Below are 13,938 nucleotides of genomic sequence, written 5' to 3' on the forward strand. Positions count from 1 at the left end.
GAGGACGACCCGTGCCTGTCATCACCTATCGCCAAGCGCTGCGCGACACCCTGCGCGCCGAACTGGCCCGTGACCCGTCGGTGTTCCTCATGGGCGAGGAGATCGGCGTGTTCGAGGGCTCCTACAAGATCACCGCTGGACTGCTCGACGAGTTCGGCGAGCGCCGGGTCCGCGACACCCCCATCGCCGAGGAGGGGTTCGTGGGCGCCGCGGTGGGCGCGGCCATGCTGGGCCTGCGGCCGGTCGTCGAGATCATGACGATCAACTTCTCGCTGCTCGCGCTGGACCAGATCGTCAACCACGCCGCCAAGATCCACGGCATGTTCGGCGGCCAGTGCCGGGTGCCGATGGTCATCCGCACGCCGGGCGGCGGCGGCCAGCAACTGGCCGCGACCCACTCGCAGAACGTGGAGCTGTACTACGCGTTCGTGCCCGGCCTGAAGGTGGTCGCGCCGAGCACGCCCGCCGACGCCAGAGCCCTGCTGCTGGCCGCCATCCGGGACGACGATCCCGTGCTGTTCCTGGAGAACCTCGCCCTGTACAACGTGAAGGGCGAGGTCGACGAGTCCGCCGGGCCGGCGGAGATCGGCCGGGCCGCGGTGGTGCGGCCGGGCACCGACATCACCCTGATCGGATACTCCCGGATGGCCGCGGTGGCGGTCGAGGTCGCCGAGCGGCTGGCCGCCGAGGACGGCGTCGACGCCGAGGTGATCGACCTGCGCAGCCTGCGCCCGCTGGACCGGCGGACCATTGTCGAGTCGGTGCGCCGGACCAACTGCGCGGTCATCGCCGAGGACGACTGGCTGACCTACGGCATCGGCGCGGAGATCGCGGCCACCCTCCAGGAGGGCGCGTTCGACTGGCTGGACGCGCCGGTGCGCCGGGTCGCCGCGGCCGAGGTCCCGTTGCCCTACGCCAAGCCGTTGGAACTGGCCGCGCTGCCCTCGGCGGAGTCACTCGCCACCGCGGTCCGGCAGACTCTCGACGCGGTCGCCCGGCGTCGTTAGGAGGAACAGCGTGACCGAGATCGCCATGCCCAGACTGTCCGACACCATGGAAGAAGGTGTCATCGTCGCGTGGCACAAGCGGGTCGGCGACCACGTCGACCGGGGCGAGGTCCTGGTCGAGATCGAGACCGACAAGGCCGTCATGGAGTTCGAGTCCTACGAGTCGGGGGTGCTGCGGCAGGTCCTCGCCGAGGAGGGCGCGACCGTTGCCATCGGCGCGCCGATCGCGGTGCTCGGCAACGGCTCGCCGGACAGCGGCTCGCCCGACCCGGCCGGCGGGCCCGCGCGGCCAGCTGCGGCCACACCGGAAGCAGAGCCGGTCACTGTGGACAGTGCACAGCGGACCGCGACCGCCCCGGCACCGGTCCCGCCGGCCCAGGCCGCCGACCGGTTCCGGGCCTCGCCCCTGGCCCGCCGGGTGGCCAGGGACCTGGGGGTGGATCTGGCCACCGTGCCCGGCAGCGGTCCGGGCGGCCGGGTCACCAGGGCTGACGTGGTGGCCGCGGCGAGCCGAGCCACCCCGGCCGCCGAACCGACCGGCCCTGCCGAACCCACTGGGCTGGCCGAATCCACTGGGCTGGCCGAACCGGTTGCACCGGAGCGGACCGAGGCACCGGTCGCGCCGCGCGGGGAGCGCGCCGGGGTGGGAGTTCCGGCGCGCCCCGGGCGACAGTGGGACCACCGCCGGCCGGCCGGGGTGCCGGACGAGCCCGAACCGCCCCGGGAGATCCCGCTGACCAGGGTCCGGCGCGTCACCGCGCGCCGGCTGACCGAGAGCATGCGCGAGGCACCGCACTTCTACGTGACGCGCACGGTGGACGTGGGCGAGCTGCTCGCCTTCCGCGCCCAGCTCAACGCCAGGACGGCCGCGGCCGGGGGCACCGGCAAGGTGAGCGTCAACGACCTGGTGCTCAAGGCGTGCGCCACCGCGTTGCGGGCGCATCCCGAGGTGAACGTGTCCTTCGCCGGGGACAAAATCCTTGCCCACCAACGGATTCACCTCGGCATGGCGGTGGCGGCGGAGAACGGGTTGGTGGTCGCGGTGATCCGGGACGCCGACCGCAAGAGCATCACCGAGATCGCGGCGGAATCCCGGGAACTGGCCGGCCGCGCGCGCGAGGGCCGACTCCACGCGGCGGAGATGAGCGGCAGCACGTTCACGGTGAGCAACCTCGGTCCGTTCGGAGTGGACTCGTTCACCGCGGTGATCAACCCACCCGAGGCGGCGATCCTGGCCGTGGGCGCGGTGCGGGAGGTGCCGGTGGTGCGGGACGGCGCACTGGTGGTGGGGCAGACCATGACCGCCACCCTGTCGGTCGATCACCGCGCACTGGACGGCGCCGTGGCCGCCGCGTTCGTCCGGACGCTGGCGGTGCTGCTCGCCGATCCACTCCGGATTGTCGCCTGAGAACGGATGGTCAGCTGAGAACGGATGGTCAGCTGAGAACGGATTGTCGGCTGAGAATAAGGGAAAAGCCGATCGGGAAAGGAAGAAACGGGCGCTCGACCGTCGATAGTGGACAGTAGGGCCGCGCGGTCGGTCCGGGGTCCGCCGGGTTGTGGCCCGCCAGGGTGGCGGCGGGCCACAACCCACTCCGTGGTGCGCGGTCGGATCAGGCCCGGATCTGGCCAACCCGGGCGGCACTCAGGAATCGGTCGATCTCGGTGCAGCCGAAGAGCAGTGCTGGTCCGGCTGGGTTCTTCGAGTCACGCACGGCGGTTCGGCCGGGCAGGTGTGCCAGCTCAACGCAGTTGTTGTTCGGTGCGCTGTGGCTGCTCTTACGCCACCGAGCAATGCTCAGGTCGATCAACGCCTGGTACCCCTTCTTGTTCATTCGGCGTCGAGATCGGCGGCGATCCTCCTGATGAGATCCGCGGACTCGGGCGCGCCCAGTGCTGCGTCGCGCAGGTCCTCGAACGTCCGGGTGTACTGGTGGACTTCCGCCTGATCCTCGACCCACGATCCGCCCCCGAGGTGTTCTCGGTAGACCGTGGTCGGATCCTCTGGATCCGTGAACGACAAGATAGTGAACGCCCCGTGCATTGTGGCGTAGGCCCCTGCGCCGAATGGCAGAATCTGAATTACGATGTTCGAGCGTTTGCCCAGGTCAAGAAGCTTGTATAGCTGTTCGCGCATAACCTCGCGGCCACCGACCACTCGGCGTAACGCAGATTCATCCACGATCGTGTGTAGCTGAACCGGGTTGTCATTCGTGAGGCGCTGCTGTCTGACCTTTCGAGCTTCGACTGCCCGGTTCGCGCTGATTGACGTTGGGAAGTGTTTGGCCGCCGCGTGCAGCGCCCGCGTGTACCGCTCGGTCTGGAGCAGACCCGGCACGAGCAGGATGTCGACCGCCTGGATCAGTCGGGCGTCCGCCTCCAGTTCGACGAAGCTGCGGAACTTCTCGGTCAGCGCGTCGGCGTAGCGCGACCACAGACTCTTCTGCCTGGACTCCTCCCAGGCGCGCAGGATCTGGTGTCGCTGCTGGTCGGTGGCCTGGTAGTAGCCGAGAAGCGCCTCCAGCTCGGCGAGCTTCATGCCCACCTCGCCGTTCTCCATTCGGCTGATCTTGGGCTGTGAACACTTCAGTCGGGCGGCGGCCTCTTCCGAAGTCTTCCCTGCGGCGCTTCGTAGGTCCCGGACCATCTTGCCGACCCGCCGCAACCGGGTGCGCGTGCCTCTCCGCGGTGGCATCGCCATCCTCCTGGTGATCGGGACGGGCGCACTCTACTGGAGTCGCCGCCCCGGACATGTCACACGATAGTGGAATTGAACCAAATGAATATGCAGGTTTAATCTGAACGTGCGCGGTGGGGCAGGGTAGTTCCCCTCCTTGTCTCGCGGTTCTGTCCCACCGTGCGCCAAGCAGCGACGGACCGGAATTCAGCCTGTCCTCCCTTCCGAATCCGGTCCGTCGCTCCAGCTCACCGGCTGGGTGGGGGTGACCGGCCCGCTGAAAGGGCGCTGAATCACAAAGGGAGATGCCGACACTTGGCGTACTTGGCCGAGTGGGGGTGATGCCTTAAGTTTATAGATATTCCGGAAAGAAAGGGTTGGTGCAATGTCCGGAACATTTCGCTGGTGGCCCGTGGACGGGGGCAGACACGCTGTTCCCGGTGAACTTGGGCCCGGCAACGAGGGTGAGACGCTGTGCCGGCACCCGGTGGTCATGGTGGACCGCGAGCCGACCAAGCGGGAGTGGCTGTGGCCCACGTGCCTGGTCTGCTACGAGGCGGCCAGGGCGCGCCGGCACGTGGCACTGGAACCGTCGAACGTCGGGTTGACCCGAGGCAGCGGCTGACGTCATGTACCGACTCTGCCGACCTGGACGAGGCCCGGACGCAGCGGTTGGCTACCGCCGTTCGGGTGCGGTTTGCCGGTCGGCGCCGATCCGGTGCGGGGACTGGCCGTGCCTGATCCTTGTTGCTGCACCAAGCGATTGAACCACCGATGCCGATCTGGATCACGCTTCCGCCGAACGGGGTAGGAACCCGGTTCACCCCGTGTCGCACGCCGCGCCGCCAGCACGGTCCCGCCCGGTACCCGCACCCCGCCTGACCGCGCGCCCGCCCGATCACCCCCCCGCCCGACCGCGACCCCGCCCGACCGCACCGAGGTGGCCCGATGAGCACGGCCGAGGCAATGCCGAACCGACACCGGGTGGCCCGGGCGCTCCGGCTCAGCACGCAGCGCTTCCGCGCGGTGTTCTCCTGCTCGACCATTGGCATCGCCGTGACCGACCTGGACGGTCGCTGGGTGGCGGCCAACACCGCGCTCGACGAGATCCTCGGCCACGACCTCGCCCCCGACCGCGTGCTGGTCGATCTGCTCCACCCCGATGACGCCGACCTGCTCGCCGCCGCCTACCAGCGGGTGGCCAGCGGCCAGGTGAGCCGCTCGCGCGAGCGGTACCGGCTGGTGCGCGCCACCGGTGAACTGGTCTGGGTGGTGCTGACCGTGTCACTGCTGCCCAGCACCGGACACGGGCCGGCCTACCACGTGACCCTGGTCGAGCCCAGGGCGGAACTGGTGCCGCTGCCCGGTGGCCGGTCCGGGGCGCGCTGAGGGTGGTGCACTGAAGGGGGCGCGCTGAGGGTGGCGCGCTGAGGGTTACGCCCCGGTCGCGTCGCCGTCCGGTGCCTCGCCGGCGGTCGGCCGGTGGTCCAGCAGCGGCAACAGCATGGGCCGCTGCTCCGGCGGTAAGTGCCGCGCGTAGTGCTCGTGCAGGCCGCGCCGGGCCAGCCGGGCCGCGGTGTCACCGTCGCCGGCGCGGATCGCCTCGAACACCGCGGTGTGGTGGTGCAGTGCGGCGCGCGCCAGCGCGCGCTGGTCGTCGGCCCCGGCCGGGCTGTCGGCGAGCAGGGTGGCCACCACGTCCCGCACCACCGCCGCGCACACCCGCAGCAGCGCGTTGCCGCTCGCCCTGGTCACCGCGTCGCGGAAGGCCGCCTCGGCGCGGCTGAACCCGGTGGGGCCGCACTCCGGGGTGCCGCGCTCGGCACTCGCGCGCATCGCCGCCAGCGCGGCGGCCAGCTCGGTCAGGTGCTCGTCCGTGCGCAGCCGCGCGGCCAGCAGGTTCGCCGTGCTCTCCAGCACCATCCGGAACTGCACCAGCTCGCCGAGGCTGAGCGCGTCGGTCCGGGCCAGGCGGGTCATGCTCTGCAGCAGCGGTTCGGTGGACGGCGCGAGCACCTCGGGGCCGCGCGGGTCACCGGGGCGGGACCGCACCATGCCGTTGCTCTGCAGCACGCGCAGCGCCTCCCGCACCGACGAGCGGCCCACCCCGAACTGGATCATCAGGTCGCGTTCGCTGGGCAGGTGCTGGCCGGGCCGCAGCTGCCCGGTGAAGATGGCCTCCTCGACCTGTTCGACGATCCGTTCATAGGCCCGGACCGGACTGACCCGCTCGAACCGAACCTCGCGCTGGTCACCGCGAACCTCGTCCGGCAACTCACTACTCCGCTCTTGTTGGCGCCCCTCAGGTAGCGATTCACCCATCTGGCCGGATGCGAACGTACAACCCGTGCCGCCGGAAAGTACAACTCGTGCGTTCGCTCGGGCAAACGGACGTTCTGGGCGGTATGGGCGTGAACAGGGGGTTCGCCGGTACCGCTGCTTGACCACCGGTGGTGGGAGTGCCAGGCTCGGCCACCACGTCCGTCCGGCCTACTGGTCAGACCAGTTCGTCGGACGGAACACCTGCCGGTGGTGGCCAGCGGCACGGGCTGGCACCACCCAGGTCGAGGCGGTAGACAACGGTGGAGGCGACAGCGGAGCGGCGGAACAGCTGAGCGGCAGTGCGGGAGGGTGGGCGCGCGGTGACAGCGAGGGTGCGGCGCGGCGAGCGCCAGCGAACGCGAACCGGCTGGCCGGGCCTGGTGGGGGCCGGGACAACGGCGACCAGGGCAGCGGCGCCGAGGGCAGCGGCGACCAAGGCAGGGGCAGCCAGGGCAGGGGCAGCCGGGTCGGCGGGAACCGGGGCACGCGCGCGATCGGGCGGCCCGCCCCGGCGACGCCGTGTCGCACTGGCCGCGCTGCTGGCCGGCGCGCTGGCCGTGGCGGGCTCGGGGTGTTCGGCCGGGTCGACCGCGACCGCCAGCCGCGGCCCGGACGCGATCAGCATCGGCTTCACCGCTGAACCGGCCAACCTGGACTTCACCCACACCGACGGCGCGGCCATCCCGCAGGCCCTGCTCTACAACGTCTACCAGGGCCTGGTGCGACTGGACCAGCACGGCAAGATCCAGCCGCTGCTGGCCGAGTCGTGGACGCTGAGCCAGGACCGCACCGTGTACGACTTCCACCTGCGGGCCGGCGTGCGGTTCAGCAACGGCGCGCCGTTCACCGCCGAGGACGTCCGGTTCAGCGTCGAGCGGGTGCGCACCGACTGGACCATCTCGCTGAAGTCCGCGATGGACGTGGTGGACCACGTCGAGGTGGTCTCGCCGACCCGCGCCAGGGTGGTGCTGAGCCGGCCGAGCAACAACTGGCTGTTCGCCATGGCCGGCCGCCTCGGCGCGATGTTCAGCCCCACCGGCGTGGCCGACCTGGCCAACACCCCGGTGGGCACCGGCCCCTACCAGGTGGTTCAGCACACCCGGGGCGACTCCATCGTGCTGGCCGCCAACCCCGGCTACTGGGGGCCGCCCCCCACCTACACCACGGTGGTGCTCAAGTACTTCAAGGACGCCACCGCGCTGACCAACGCCCTGCTCAGCAACGGCATCGACGTGATCAGCGCGGTGACAACGCCCGAGCAGGTGCCCCGGCTGGAACACGACACCCGGTTCCAGGTCATCCAGGGCACCACCACCGGCGAGGTGGTGCTGGCGTTCAACAACGCCCGGCCGCCACTGCACGACGTGCGGGTGCGCCAGGCGCTGACCTACGCCATCGACCGCAGGGCGCTGCTGGACGTGGTGTGGGCGGGGCGGGGCACGCTGATCGGCAGCATGGTGCCGCCGACCGACCCCTGGTACGAGGACCTGTCCGGGGCCTACCCGCACGACCCGGACCGGGCCCGCGCGCTGTTGGCCGAGGCCGGCCAGACCGGGCTGACCCTGCGGCTGCGCGTGCCCAACCTGCCGTACGCGGTCTCGGCCGCGCAGGTGGTCAAGTCCGACCTGGGCCGGGTCGGGGTGGGCGTGGACATCGAGCCGCTGGACTTCCCGGCGGTGTGGCTCAAGCAGGTCTTCACCGACCACGACTACGACCTGTCGATCATCCAGCACGTGGAGAACCGGGACATCACCACCTTCGGCAACCCCCGGTACTACTGGGGCTACGACAACCCGGAGGTCGCCAGGCTGCTGGCCGAGGCGGACCAGGGCAGCGAGGCCGAGCAGGTCGAGGACATGCGCCGGGTGGCCCGCACGCTCAGCGACGACGCCGCGGCCGACTGGCTGTTCCTGCTGCCCAACGTGGTCGCCGCCAAGAAGCGGGTCACCGGGCTGGCGGTGAACCAGGTGGGCGACTCGTTCGACCTGACCGCGCTGGGCCGGGCCGCCGGGTAGCCGGAGGGGGATGAGACGTGCTATTCCAGCTGACCAGACGCCTGCTGATCCTGCTGGCCAGCCTGGCCGTGGCGTCGGTGCTGGTGTTCGGGTTCATGGCGGTGCTGCCCGGTGATCCGGCCCAGGTGGCGCTGGGCGTGAACGCCACGCCCGAACTGCTGGCCAGGACCCGCCACGAGTTCGGCCTGGACCGGCCGCTGGTCGTGCGCTACCTCGACTGGATCGGCGGCCTGCTCACCGGCGACTTCGGCCGCTCCTACGTCACCGGTGAGCGCATTGGACCGTCCCTTGTGGACCGTTACGGGGTGACGCTGTGGCTGGTGGGCGCGGGCATGCTGGTGGCCGTGCTGATCGCGGTGCCGGCCGGTGTGCTGGCCGCGGTCCGGCACCGCCGGATCAGCGGCGCGGTGATCTCCGGCCTCAGCCAGCTCGGCGTGGCCGTGCCCGGGTTCTTGGCCGGCATCGTGCTGGTGCAGGTGTTCGCGGTGAGCCTGGGCCTGGTGCCCTCCGGCGGGTGGACGCCACCGGTGGTGGACCCGGTGGAGTTCCTGCTCGGCCTGATCCTGCCCGCGCTGTCGCTGGGCCTGGTGCAGGGCGCGGTGCTGACCCGCTACGTCCGCTCGGCCGTGCTGGACGTGCTGCGCGAGGACTACATCCGCACCGCGCGAGCCAAGGGGCTCACCCCGTTCCGGGCGCTGCTGCGGCACGGGCTGCGCAACGCGGCCGTGCCCGTGGTGACCGTGCTTGGCCTGCAGCTGACCACCCTGCTGGTGGGCGCGGTGGTGGTGGAGCGGGTGTTCGTCATCCCCGGCCTGGGCAGCCTGCTGCTGGACGCGGTCGGCAACCGCGACCTGCTGGTGGTGCAGGACGTGGTGATGGTGCTGGTGCTCACCGTGCTGCTGGTCAACTTCCTGGTCGACGTGCTCTACGCGGTGCTCAACCCCAGACTGAGGCAGGTCGGATGAGCGGTGTCGAGGACATCCCGAGTGGACCGGTGCCCGGGGCGGGCACCCGGGCCGGGCGGCGCGGGGCCAACGCCAGCCTGCTGGTCGGCGGCGCGCTGGTGGCCGCGGTGGTGCTGCTCGCCCTGGTGTCGTTCCTGTGGACGCCGCACGACCCCACCCTGGTGGACGCGCCCAACCGGCTGCGCGGGCCCAGCGCGGCCCACTGGCTGGGCACCGACAGGTTCGGCCGGGACGTGGCCAGCCAGGTCATGGTGGGCGCGCGCACCACGCTGTTCGTCGGCGTGGTCGCGGTGGGGGTGGCCGCGCTGGTCGGCACGCCGCTGGGCGTGCTGGCGGCGATGTCCTCGCGCCGGCTGGGCGAGCTGGTGATGCGCGGCAACGACCTGGTGCTGGCGTTTCCCGCGCTGCTGCTGGCGATCATGTTCGGCGCGGTGTTCGGGGCGGACACGCTGACCGCCATGCTGGCCATCGGCATCGCCACGGCGCCGTCGTTCGCGCGGCTGGCGCGCGGCGGCGCGGTGGAGGTGCTGGGCACCGAGTACGTGCTGGCCGCGCGGGTGGCCGGGCGGCGCCGGCTGGCCATCGCGGTGCGGCACGTGCTGCCCAACATCGCCGGGCTGGTCATCGTGCAGACGTCGGTGTCCTTCGGCATCGCCGTGCTCGCCGAGGCGGCCCTGTCCTTCCTGGGCCTGGGCACCCGGCCGCCCACCCCGTCGTGGGGCCGGATGCTGCAGGAGTCCCAGGAACTGCTCACCGTGTCACCGCGGCTGGCCCTGGTGCCCGGGCTGGCCATCGCCCTGGCCGTGCTCGGGTTCAACCTGCTCGGCGACGGCCTGCGGGACCGGCTGGACCCGCGACTGGAGGCACGCGGATGAGCCGGTCCGAGCCGCGCTCCCCGGTGCTCACCGTCACCGGGCTGACCGTGTCCACTGTGGACACCGAACTGGTGCGCGACGTCAGCCTGCGGGTGGACCGGGGCGAGCGGGTCGGGCTGATCGGCGAGTCCGGCTCGGGCAAGTCGCTGACCGCGTCGGCCGTGCTGGGCCTGCTGCCCGAGGGGGTGCGCGCCACCGGGTCGGTGCGGCTGGCCGGTGTCGACCACGACCTGCTCGGCGCGTCCGAGCGGGCGCTGGCCGCGCTGCGCGGCCGCCGGATGACCCTGGTGTTCCAGGAGCCGATGACCGCGCTCAACCCGGCCATGCGGGTGGTGGACCAGGTCGCCGAGGTGATGCTGGTGCACCGCACCCGGCCGGACCGCCGGTCGGCCAGGGCGGCGGCCGTGGAGCTGCTGGACCGGGTGCGCCTGCCCGACCCGGCCGACACGGCCCGCGCCTACCCGCACCAGCTGTCCGGCGGCCAGCGCCAGCGGGTCGTGCTGGCCATCGCCCTGGCCAACGACCCGGACCTGCTGATCTGCGACGAGCCCACCACCGCGCTGGACGTGACCGTGCAGGCGCGGATGCTGGAGCTGATCCGCGCCGCCACCGCGCGCTCCACCGGACTGCTGTTCATCACCCACGACCTGGCCGTGGTCGCGTCCCTGTGCGATCGGGTGCTGGTGATGTACGGCGGGCGGCTGGTCGAGTCCGGGCCGGTGCACCAGGTGTTCACCGCGCCGCGCCACCCCTACACCCGGGGCCTGCTGGCCGCCTCCGACCTGACCGCCACCGACGAGCGCGGCCGGCTGCGCACCATCCCGGGCAGCGTGCCCGGCGCCGGCCAGTTCCCGGCCGGCTGCGTGTTCCGCACCCGGTGCGACCGGGCCGACCAGGCCTGCGGCCAGCTGCCCGACTGGCGCGGCACACCCGAGCACGGCCACGCCTGCTGGCACCCGACACATCCCGGGGGAGGCGCGCCATGACCGGCGACCAGCCGCTGATCGAGGTCACCGACGTGCACCGGACCTACCGCCGGCCCCGGGTGTCGCTGACCCGGCCCGGCCGGGCGGTGGCCGCGCTGCGCGGAGTGTCCTTCTCGGTCACCGCCGGCCAGCGCTTCGGCATCGTGGGCGAGTCCGGCTCGGGGAAGTCCACCCTGATCAGACTGCTGGCCGGGCTGGACCAGCCCACCGAGGGCACGGTGCGCTTCCGCGGCCAGCGGGTCAGCGGCCGGCCCGAACGCCAGCTGGGTTTCCTGCGCCGCGAACTCCAGGTGGTGTTCCAGGACCCGATGGGCTCGCTGGACCCGCGCATGCGGGTGCGCGACATCATCGCCGAACCCCTTGTCGCGCAAGGACATCCGGACACCGCCGGGCGGGTGGCCGAGCTGCTGGAGGCGGTGGGGCTGCCGCAAGAGGCCGCCGGCCGGTTCCCGCACCAGTTCTCCGGCGGCCAGCGGCAGCGCGTCTCCATCGCCCGCGCGCTGGCGCCCCGGCCCAGCGTGCTGGTGGCCGACGAACCGGTCAGCGCGCTGGACGTGTCGGTGCGCGCGCAGATCCTCAACCTGCTGGCCGACCTGGTCGAGCGGTACGCGCTGACCCTGGTGTTCGTCTCGCACGACCTGTCCGTGGTGCGGCACGTGTGCGACACCGTGGCCGTGCTGCGCGCGGGTGAACTGGTCGAACTCGGCCCGGTCGACCGGGTCTACCGGGCGCCGGAGCACCCCTACACCCGGGAGCTGCTGGCCGCCGTGCCCACCCTGCGCGGCGCGCTGGCCAGGTTCACCACCCGCACCGCCGAGGAGGAGCAGCCTTGACCGCACCGGCCTTCGACCCGCCCCACCCACCCGGCCTGCCGATCGGCGCGGACTGGGTGCCGGTCGAGCACACCGCGACCGTGCGGTTCCCGTTCGACGGCAGTGCCATCGCGGCCGCACCCGTGGGCACGCCGGCGCAGGCCGGGCAGGCGGTGACCGAGGCCGTGGCGGTGGCCAGGGCGGTGGCCGCGCTGCCGTCGCGGGTGCGGCGGGCCGTGCTGACCGGCGTGCACGACGCGCTGGCCGAGCACCGCGCCGAGTTCGAGCGGCTGCTGGTGCTGGAGACCGGCAAACCCCTGGTGGACTGCCAGGTCGAGGTGGCCCGCACCCTGGTGACCTGGTCGGCCGCGGCCGAGGAGGTGGCCAGGCTGCACGGCGAGACCGTGCCGCTGGACCTGCTGCCGTCCGGTGACGGCCTGGTCGGGTTCTGGACCCGCCGGCCGATCGGTGTGGTGGTGGGCATCGCCGGGTTCAACTACCCGCTGCTGCTGGCCTCGCACAAGATCGCCCCGGCCATCGCGGCCGGCTGCCCGGTGGTGTGCAAGCCGGCGCCGCAGACTCCGCTGGCCACGCTGTGGCTGGTGCACCTGGTGCGCGAGGCGGCGCGGGCGGCGGGCGCGCCGGTGGCGCTGGCCCAGCTGGTCACCGGGGACGCCGAGGTGGGCTCGGCCCTGGTCACCGACCGGCGGATCGGCGCGGTGTCGTTCACCGGGTCGGCCGCGGTCGGCCACCGCATCGCCAGGGCCGCCGCGCCCACCAAGACCCTGCTGGAACTCGGCTCCAACGCCGCGCTGGTGGTCGCCGAGGACGCCGACCTGGACGCCGCCGCCGACGCCGTGCTGCGCGGCGGGTTCTACGCCTCCGGGCAGGCGTGCATCTCGGTGCAGCGGGTGCTGGTGGTCGAGGCGGTGCGCGAGGAGTTCGTCAAGCGGGTGCTGGACCGGCTGGACGAGGTGGTCGTCGGCGATCCGCGCGATCCGGCCACCCGGGTGGCCGCGCTCATCGACGAGCGCGCCACCGCGCGGGTGCTGGACTGGGTGGACCAGGCGGTCGCGGCCGGCGCGCGGGTGCTCGCCGGGGGTGGCCAGGTGGGTGGCGCGGTGCGGCCCACCGTGCTGGCGGACGTGCCCGACGCGTCGCCGTGCTGGTCGGAGGAGGTGTTCGGCCCGGTGGTGTGCGTGCGCGGAGTGTCCACTGTGGAGGAGGCGGTCGAGCAGGTGAACGCCTCCCGGTACGGGCTGCACGCCAGCGTCTACACCCGCTCGCTGGCCACCGCCTTCCGCGCGGTGGACGAGTTGGACGTGGGCGGCGTGGTGGTCAACGAGGTACCCGGGTTCCGCTCGGACACCATGCCCTACGGCGGGGTGAAGGACTCCGGCACCGGCCGGGAGGGGCCGCGCTTCGCGGTCGAGGAGCTGACCGTGACCAGGATGGCCGTGATCCGGCCCTAGTGGAGGTGCCTCGATGTCCACTGTGGATTACTCGCGACTGTTCCGGTTGGACGGACGACGGGCGGTGGTGCTCGGCGCCGGCAGCGGGATCGGCCGGGAGTCGGCGCTGGCGCTGGCCGCGCACGGTGCCAGCGTGGTGTGCGGTGACGTGAACGCGGTGGCGGCCGAGGAAACCGCCGCCCTGATCGGCGGAACGGCCACCGCCTACCCGGTCGACGTGCTGGACGCCGACGCCGTGGCCGCGGCCGCGGCCGAGCTGGGCGCGGTGGACGTGCTGGTGCTCACCGCCGCCACCAACGTGCGCAAGCGGCTGCTGGACTACACGCGCGCGGAGTACGAGCGGGTGGTGGCGCTCAACCTCACCGCCAGCTTCGAGGTGGTGCGCGCGTTCGGCGCCGGCATGGTGGCCCGGGGCCGCGGCAGCATCATCGGGTTCTCGTCGATCCGGGGCAGCGTGGTGGAGCCGGGGCAGGGCGTGTACGCGGCCACCAAGGCCGGCCTGGTGCAGCTGCTGCGCACGGCCGCCGCCGAGTTCGGCCCGGCCGGCGTGCGGGTCAACGCGATCGCGCCCGGCGTGGTGGAGACCCCGCTGACCGCGCAGATCAAGGCCAACCCCGAGTGGTACCAGGCCTACGCCGGCAAGGGCGCGCTCGGCCGGTGGGCCCGACCCGACGAGTTGGCCGGCGCCGTGGTGTACCTGGCCTCGGACGCGTCCAGCTTCGTCACCGGTGCGGTGCTGGCCGTGGACGGCGGCTGGACCGCGGTGGACGGCCGCTTCGAGCCGCCGGCCGGCTGAGTCGTGGAGTG

At 72.5% G+C, this 13,938-nt stretch carries 14 protein-coding genes; 11 read left to right on the forward strand and 3 right to left on the reverse strand.

Going from position 1 to position 13,938, the window contains the following annotated elements; all coding sequences use genetic code 11:
- Positions 1-11: 11 nt before the first annotated feature.
- Both LX83_RS18125 and LX83_RS18130 read left to right on the forward strand, forming a co-directional pair.
- On the forward strand, positions 12-1,007 hold the full coding sequence (locus LX83_RS18125; RefSeq protein WP_253772881.1) for an alpha-ketoacid dehydrogenase subunit beta: 996 nt from the start codon (positions 12-14) through the stop codon (positions 1,005-1,007).
- A gap of 10 nt (positions 1,008-1,017) precedes the next feature.
- A complete protein-coding gene (locus LX83_RS18130; protein ID WP_253772883.1) occupies positions 1,018-2,415 on the forward strand; it encodes a dihydrolipoamide acetyltransferase family protein in 1,398 nt (465 codons plus the stop codon).
- Between the two features lie 205 nt (positions 2,416-2,620).
- On the opposite strand, the gene LX83_RS18135 is transcribed toward LX83_RS18130, so the two are convergent.
- Together LX83_RS18135 and LX83_RS18140 are read right to left on the reverse strand one after the other, a co-directional pair.
- The gene (locus LX83_RS18135) at positions 2,621-2,842 is read right to left on the reverse strand and encodes a DUF397 domain-containing protein (RefSeq protein ID WP_253772885.1); all 222 of its coding nucleotides are present in this window, start codon (positions 2,840-2,842) and stop codon (positions 2,621-2,623) included.
- On the reverse strand, positions 2,839-3,708 hold the full coding sequence (locus tag LX83_RS18140) for a helix-turn-helix domain-containing protein (protein WP_308204001.1): 870 nt from the start codon (positions 3,706-3,708) through the stop codon (positions 2,839-2,841). The genes LX83_RS18135 and LX83_RS18140 overlap by 4 nt, the downstream gene beginning before the upstream one ends.
- 361 nt (positions 3,709-4,069) lie before the next feature.
- Here LX83_RS18140 and LX83_RS18145 point away from each other — a divergent pair, with 361 nt between their 5' ends.
- Together LX83_RS18145 and LX83_RS18150 are read left to right on the forward strand one after the other, a co-directional pair.
- Positions 4,070-4,309, forward strand: coding sequence for a zinc finger protein (locus LX83_RS18145; RefSeq protein ID WP_253772889.1), 240 nt, complete (start codon positions 4,070-4,072; stop codon positions 4,307-4,309).
- A gap of 323 nt (positions 4,310-4,632) precedes the next feature.
- On the forward strand, positions 4,633-5,073 hold the full coding sequence (locus LX83_RS18150; RefSeq protein ID WP_253772891.1) for a PAS domain S-box protein: 441 nt from the start codon (positions 4,633-4,635) through the stop codon (positions 5,071-5,073).
- Positions 5,074-5,118: 45 nt separating this feature from the next.
- Here the strand turns inward: LX83_RS18150 and LX83_RS18155 are convergent, their stop codons facing one another.
- Positions 5,119-5,958 (reverse strand): FadR/GntR family transcriptional regulator, encoded by an 840-nt coding sequence (locus LX83_RS18155; protein WP_253772894.1) that lies wholly within the window; start codon positions 5,956-5,958, stop codon positions 5,119-5,121.
- Positions 5,959-6,542: 584 nt separating this feature from the next.
- Here LX83_RS18155 and LX83_RS18160 point away from each other — a divergent pair.
- Genes LX83_RS18160 through LX83_RS18190 form a run of 7 tightly spaced genes read left to right on the forward strand, consistent with a single transcriptional unit; the run spans position 6,543 to position 13,927 of the window.
- The gene (locus LX83_RS18160) at positions 6,543-8,021 is read left to right on the forward strand and encodes an ABC transporter substrate-binding protein (RefSeq protein WP_407649622.1); all 1,479 of its coding nucleotides are present in this window, start codon (positions 6,543-6,545) and stop codon (positions 8,019-8,021) included.
- A gap of 17 nt (positions 8,022-8,038) precedes the next feature.
- Positions 8,039-8,986, forward strand: coding sequence for an ABC transporter permease (locus tag LX83_RS18165; protein ID WP_253772896.1), 948 nt, complete (start codon positions 8,039-8,041; stop codon positions 8,984-8,986).
- Positions 8,983-9,861, forward strand: a complete 879-nt coding sequence (locus LX83_RS18170) for an ABC transporter permease (protein WP_253772898.1) — start codon at positions 8,983-8,985, stop codon at positions 9,859-9,861. The genes LX83_RS18165 and LX83_RS18170 overlap by 4 nt, the downstream gene beginning before the upstream one ends.
- Complete coding sequence (locus LX83_RS18175; protein ID WP_253772900.1) at positions 9,858-10,847, forward strand: ABC transporter ATP-binding protein; 990 nt, start codon at positions 9,858-9,860, stop codon at positions 10,845-10,847. Before LX83_RS18170 ends, LX83_RS18175 begins: the two co-directional genes overlap by 4 nt.
- Positions 10,844-11,680 (forward strand): ATP-binding cassette domain-containing protein, encoded by an 837-nt coding sequence (locus LX83_RS18180; RefSeq protein ID WP_407649610.1) that lies wholly within the window; start codon positions 10,844-10,846, stop codon positions 11,678-11,680. Before LX83_RS18175 ends, LX83_RS18180 begins: the two co-directional genes overlap by 4 nt.
- On the forward strand, positions 11,677-13,131 hold the full coding sequence (locus LX83_RS18185; RefSeq protein ID WP_253772902.1) for an aldehyde dehydrogenase family protein: 1,455 nt from the start codon (positions 11,677-11,679) through the stop codon (positions 13,129-13,131). The genes LX83_RS18180 and LX83_RS18185 overlap by 4 nt, the downstream gene beginning before the upstream one ends.
- Before the next feature lie 22 nt (positions 13,132-13,153).
- Positions 13,154-13,927, forward strand: coding sequence for an SDR family NAD(P)-dependent oxidoreductase (locus LX83_RS18190; RefSeq protein WP_253773524.1), 774 nt, complete (start codon positions 13,154-13,156; stop codon positions 13,925-13,927).
- Positions 13,928-13,938 lie beyond the last annotated feature (11 nt).

Origin of the sequence: Goodfellowiella coeruleoviolacea (assembly GCF_024171785.1) — a bacterium.
In the GTDB taxonomy this organism is placed as follows: domain Bacteria; phylum Actinomycetota; class Actinomycetes; order Mycobacteriales; family Pseudonocardiaceae; genus Goodfellowiella; species Goodfellowiella coeruleoviolacea.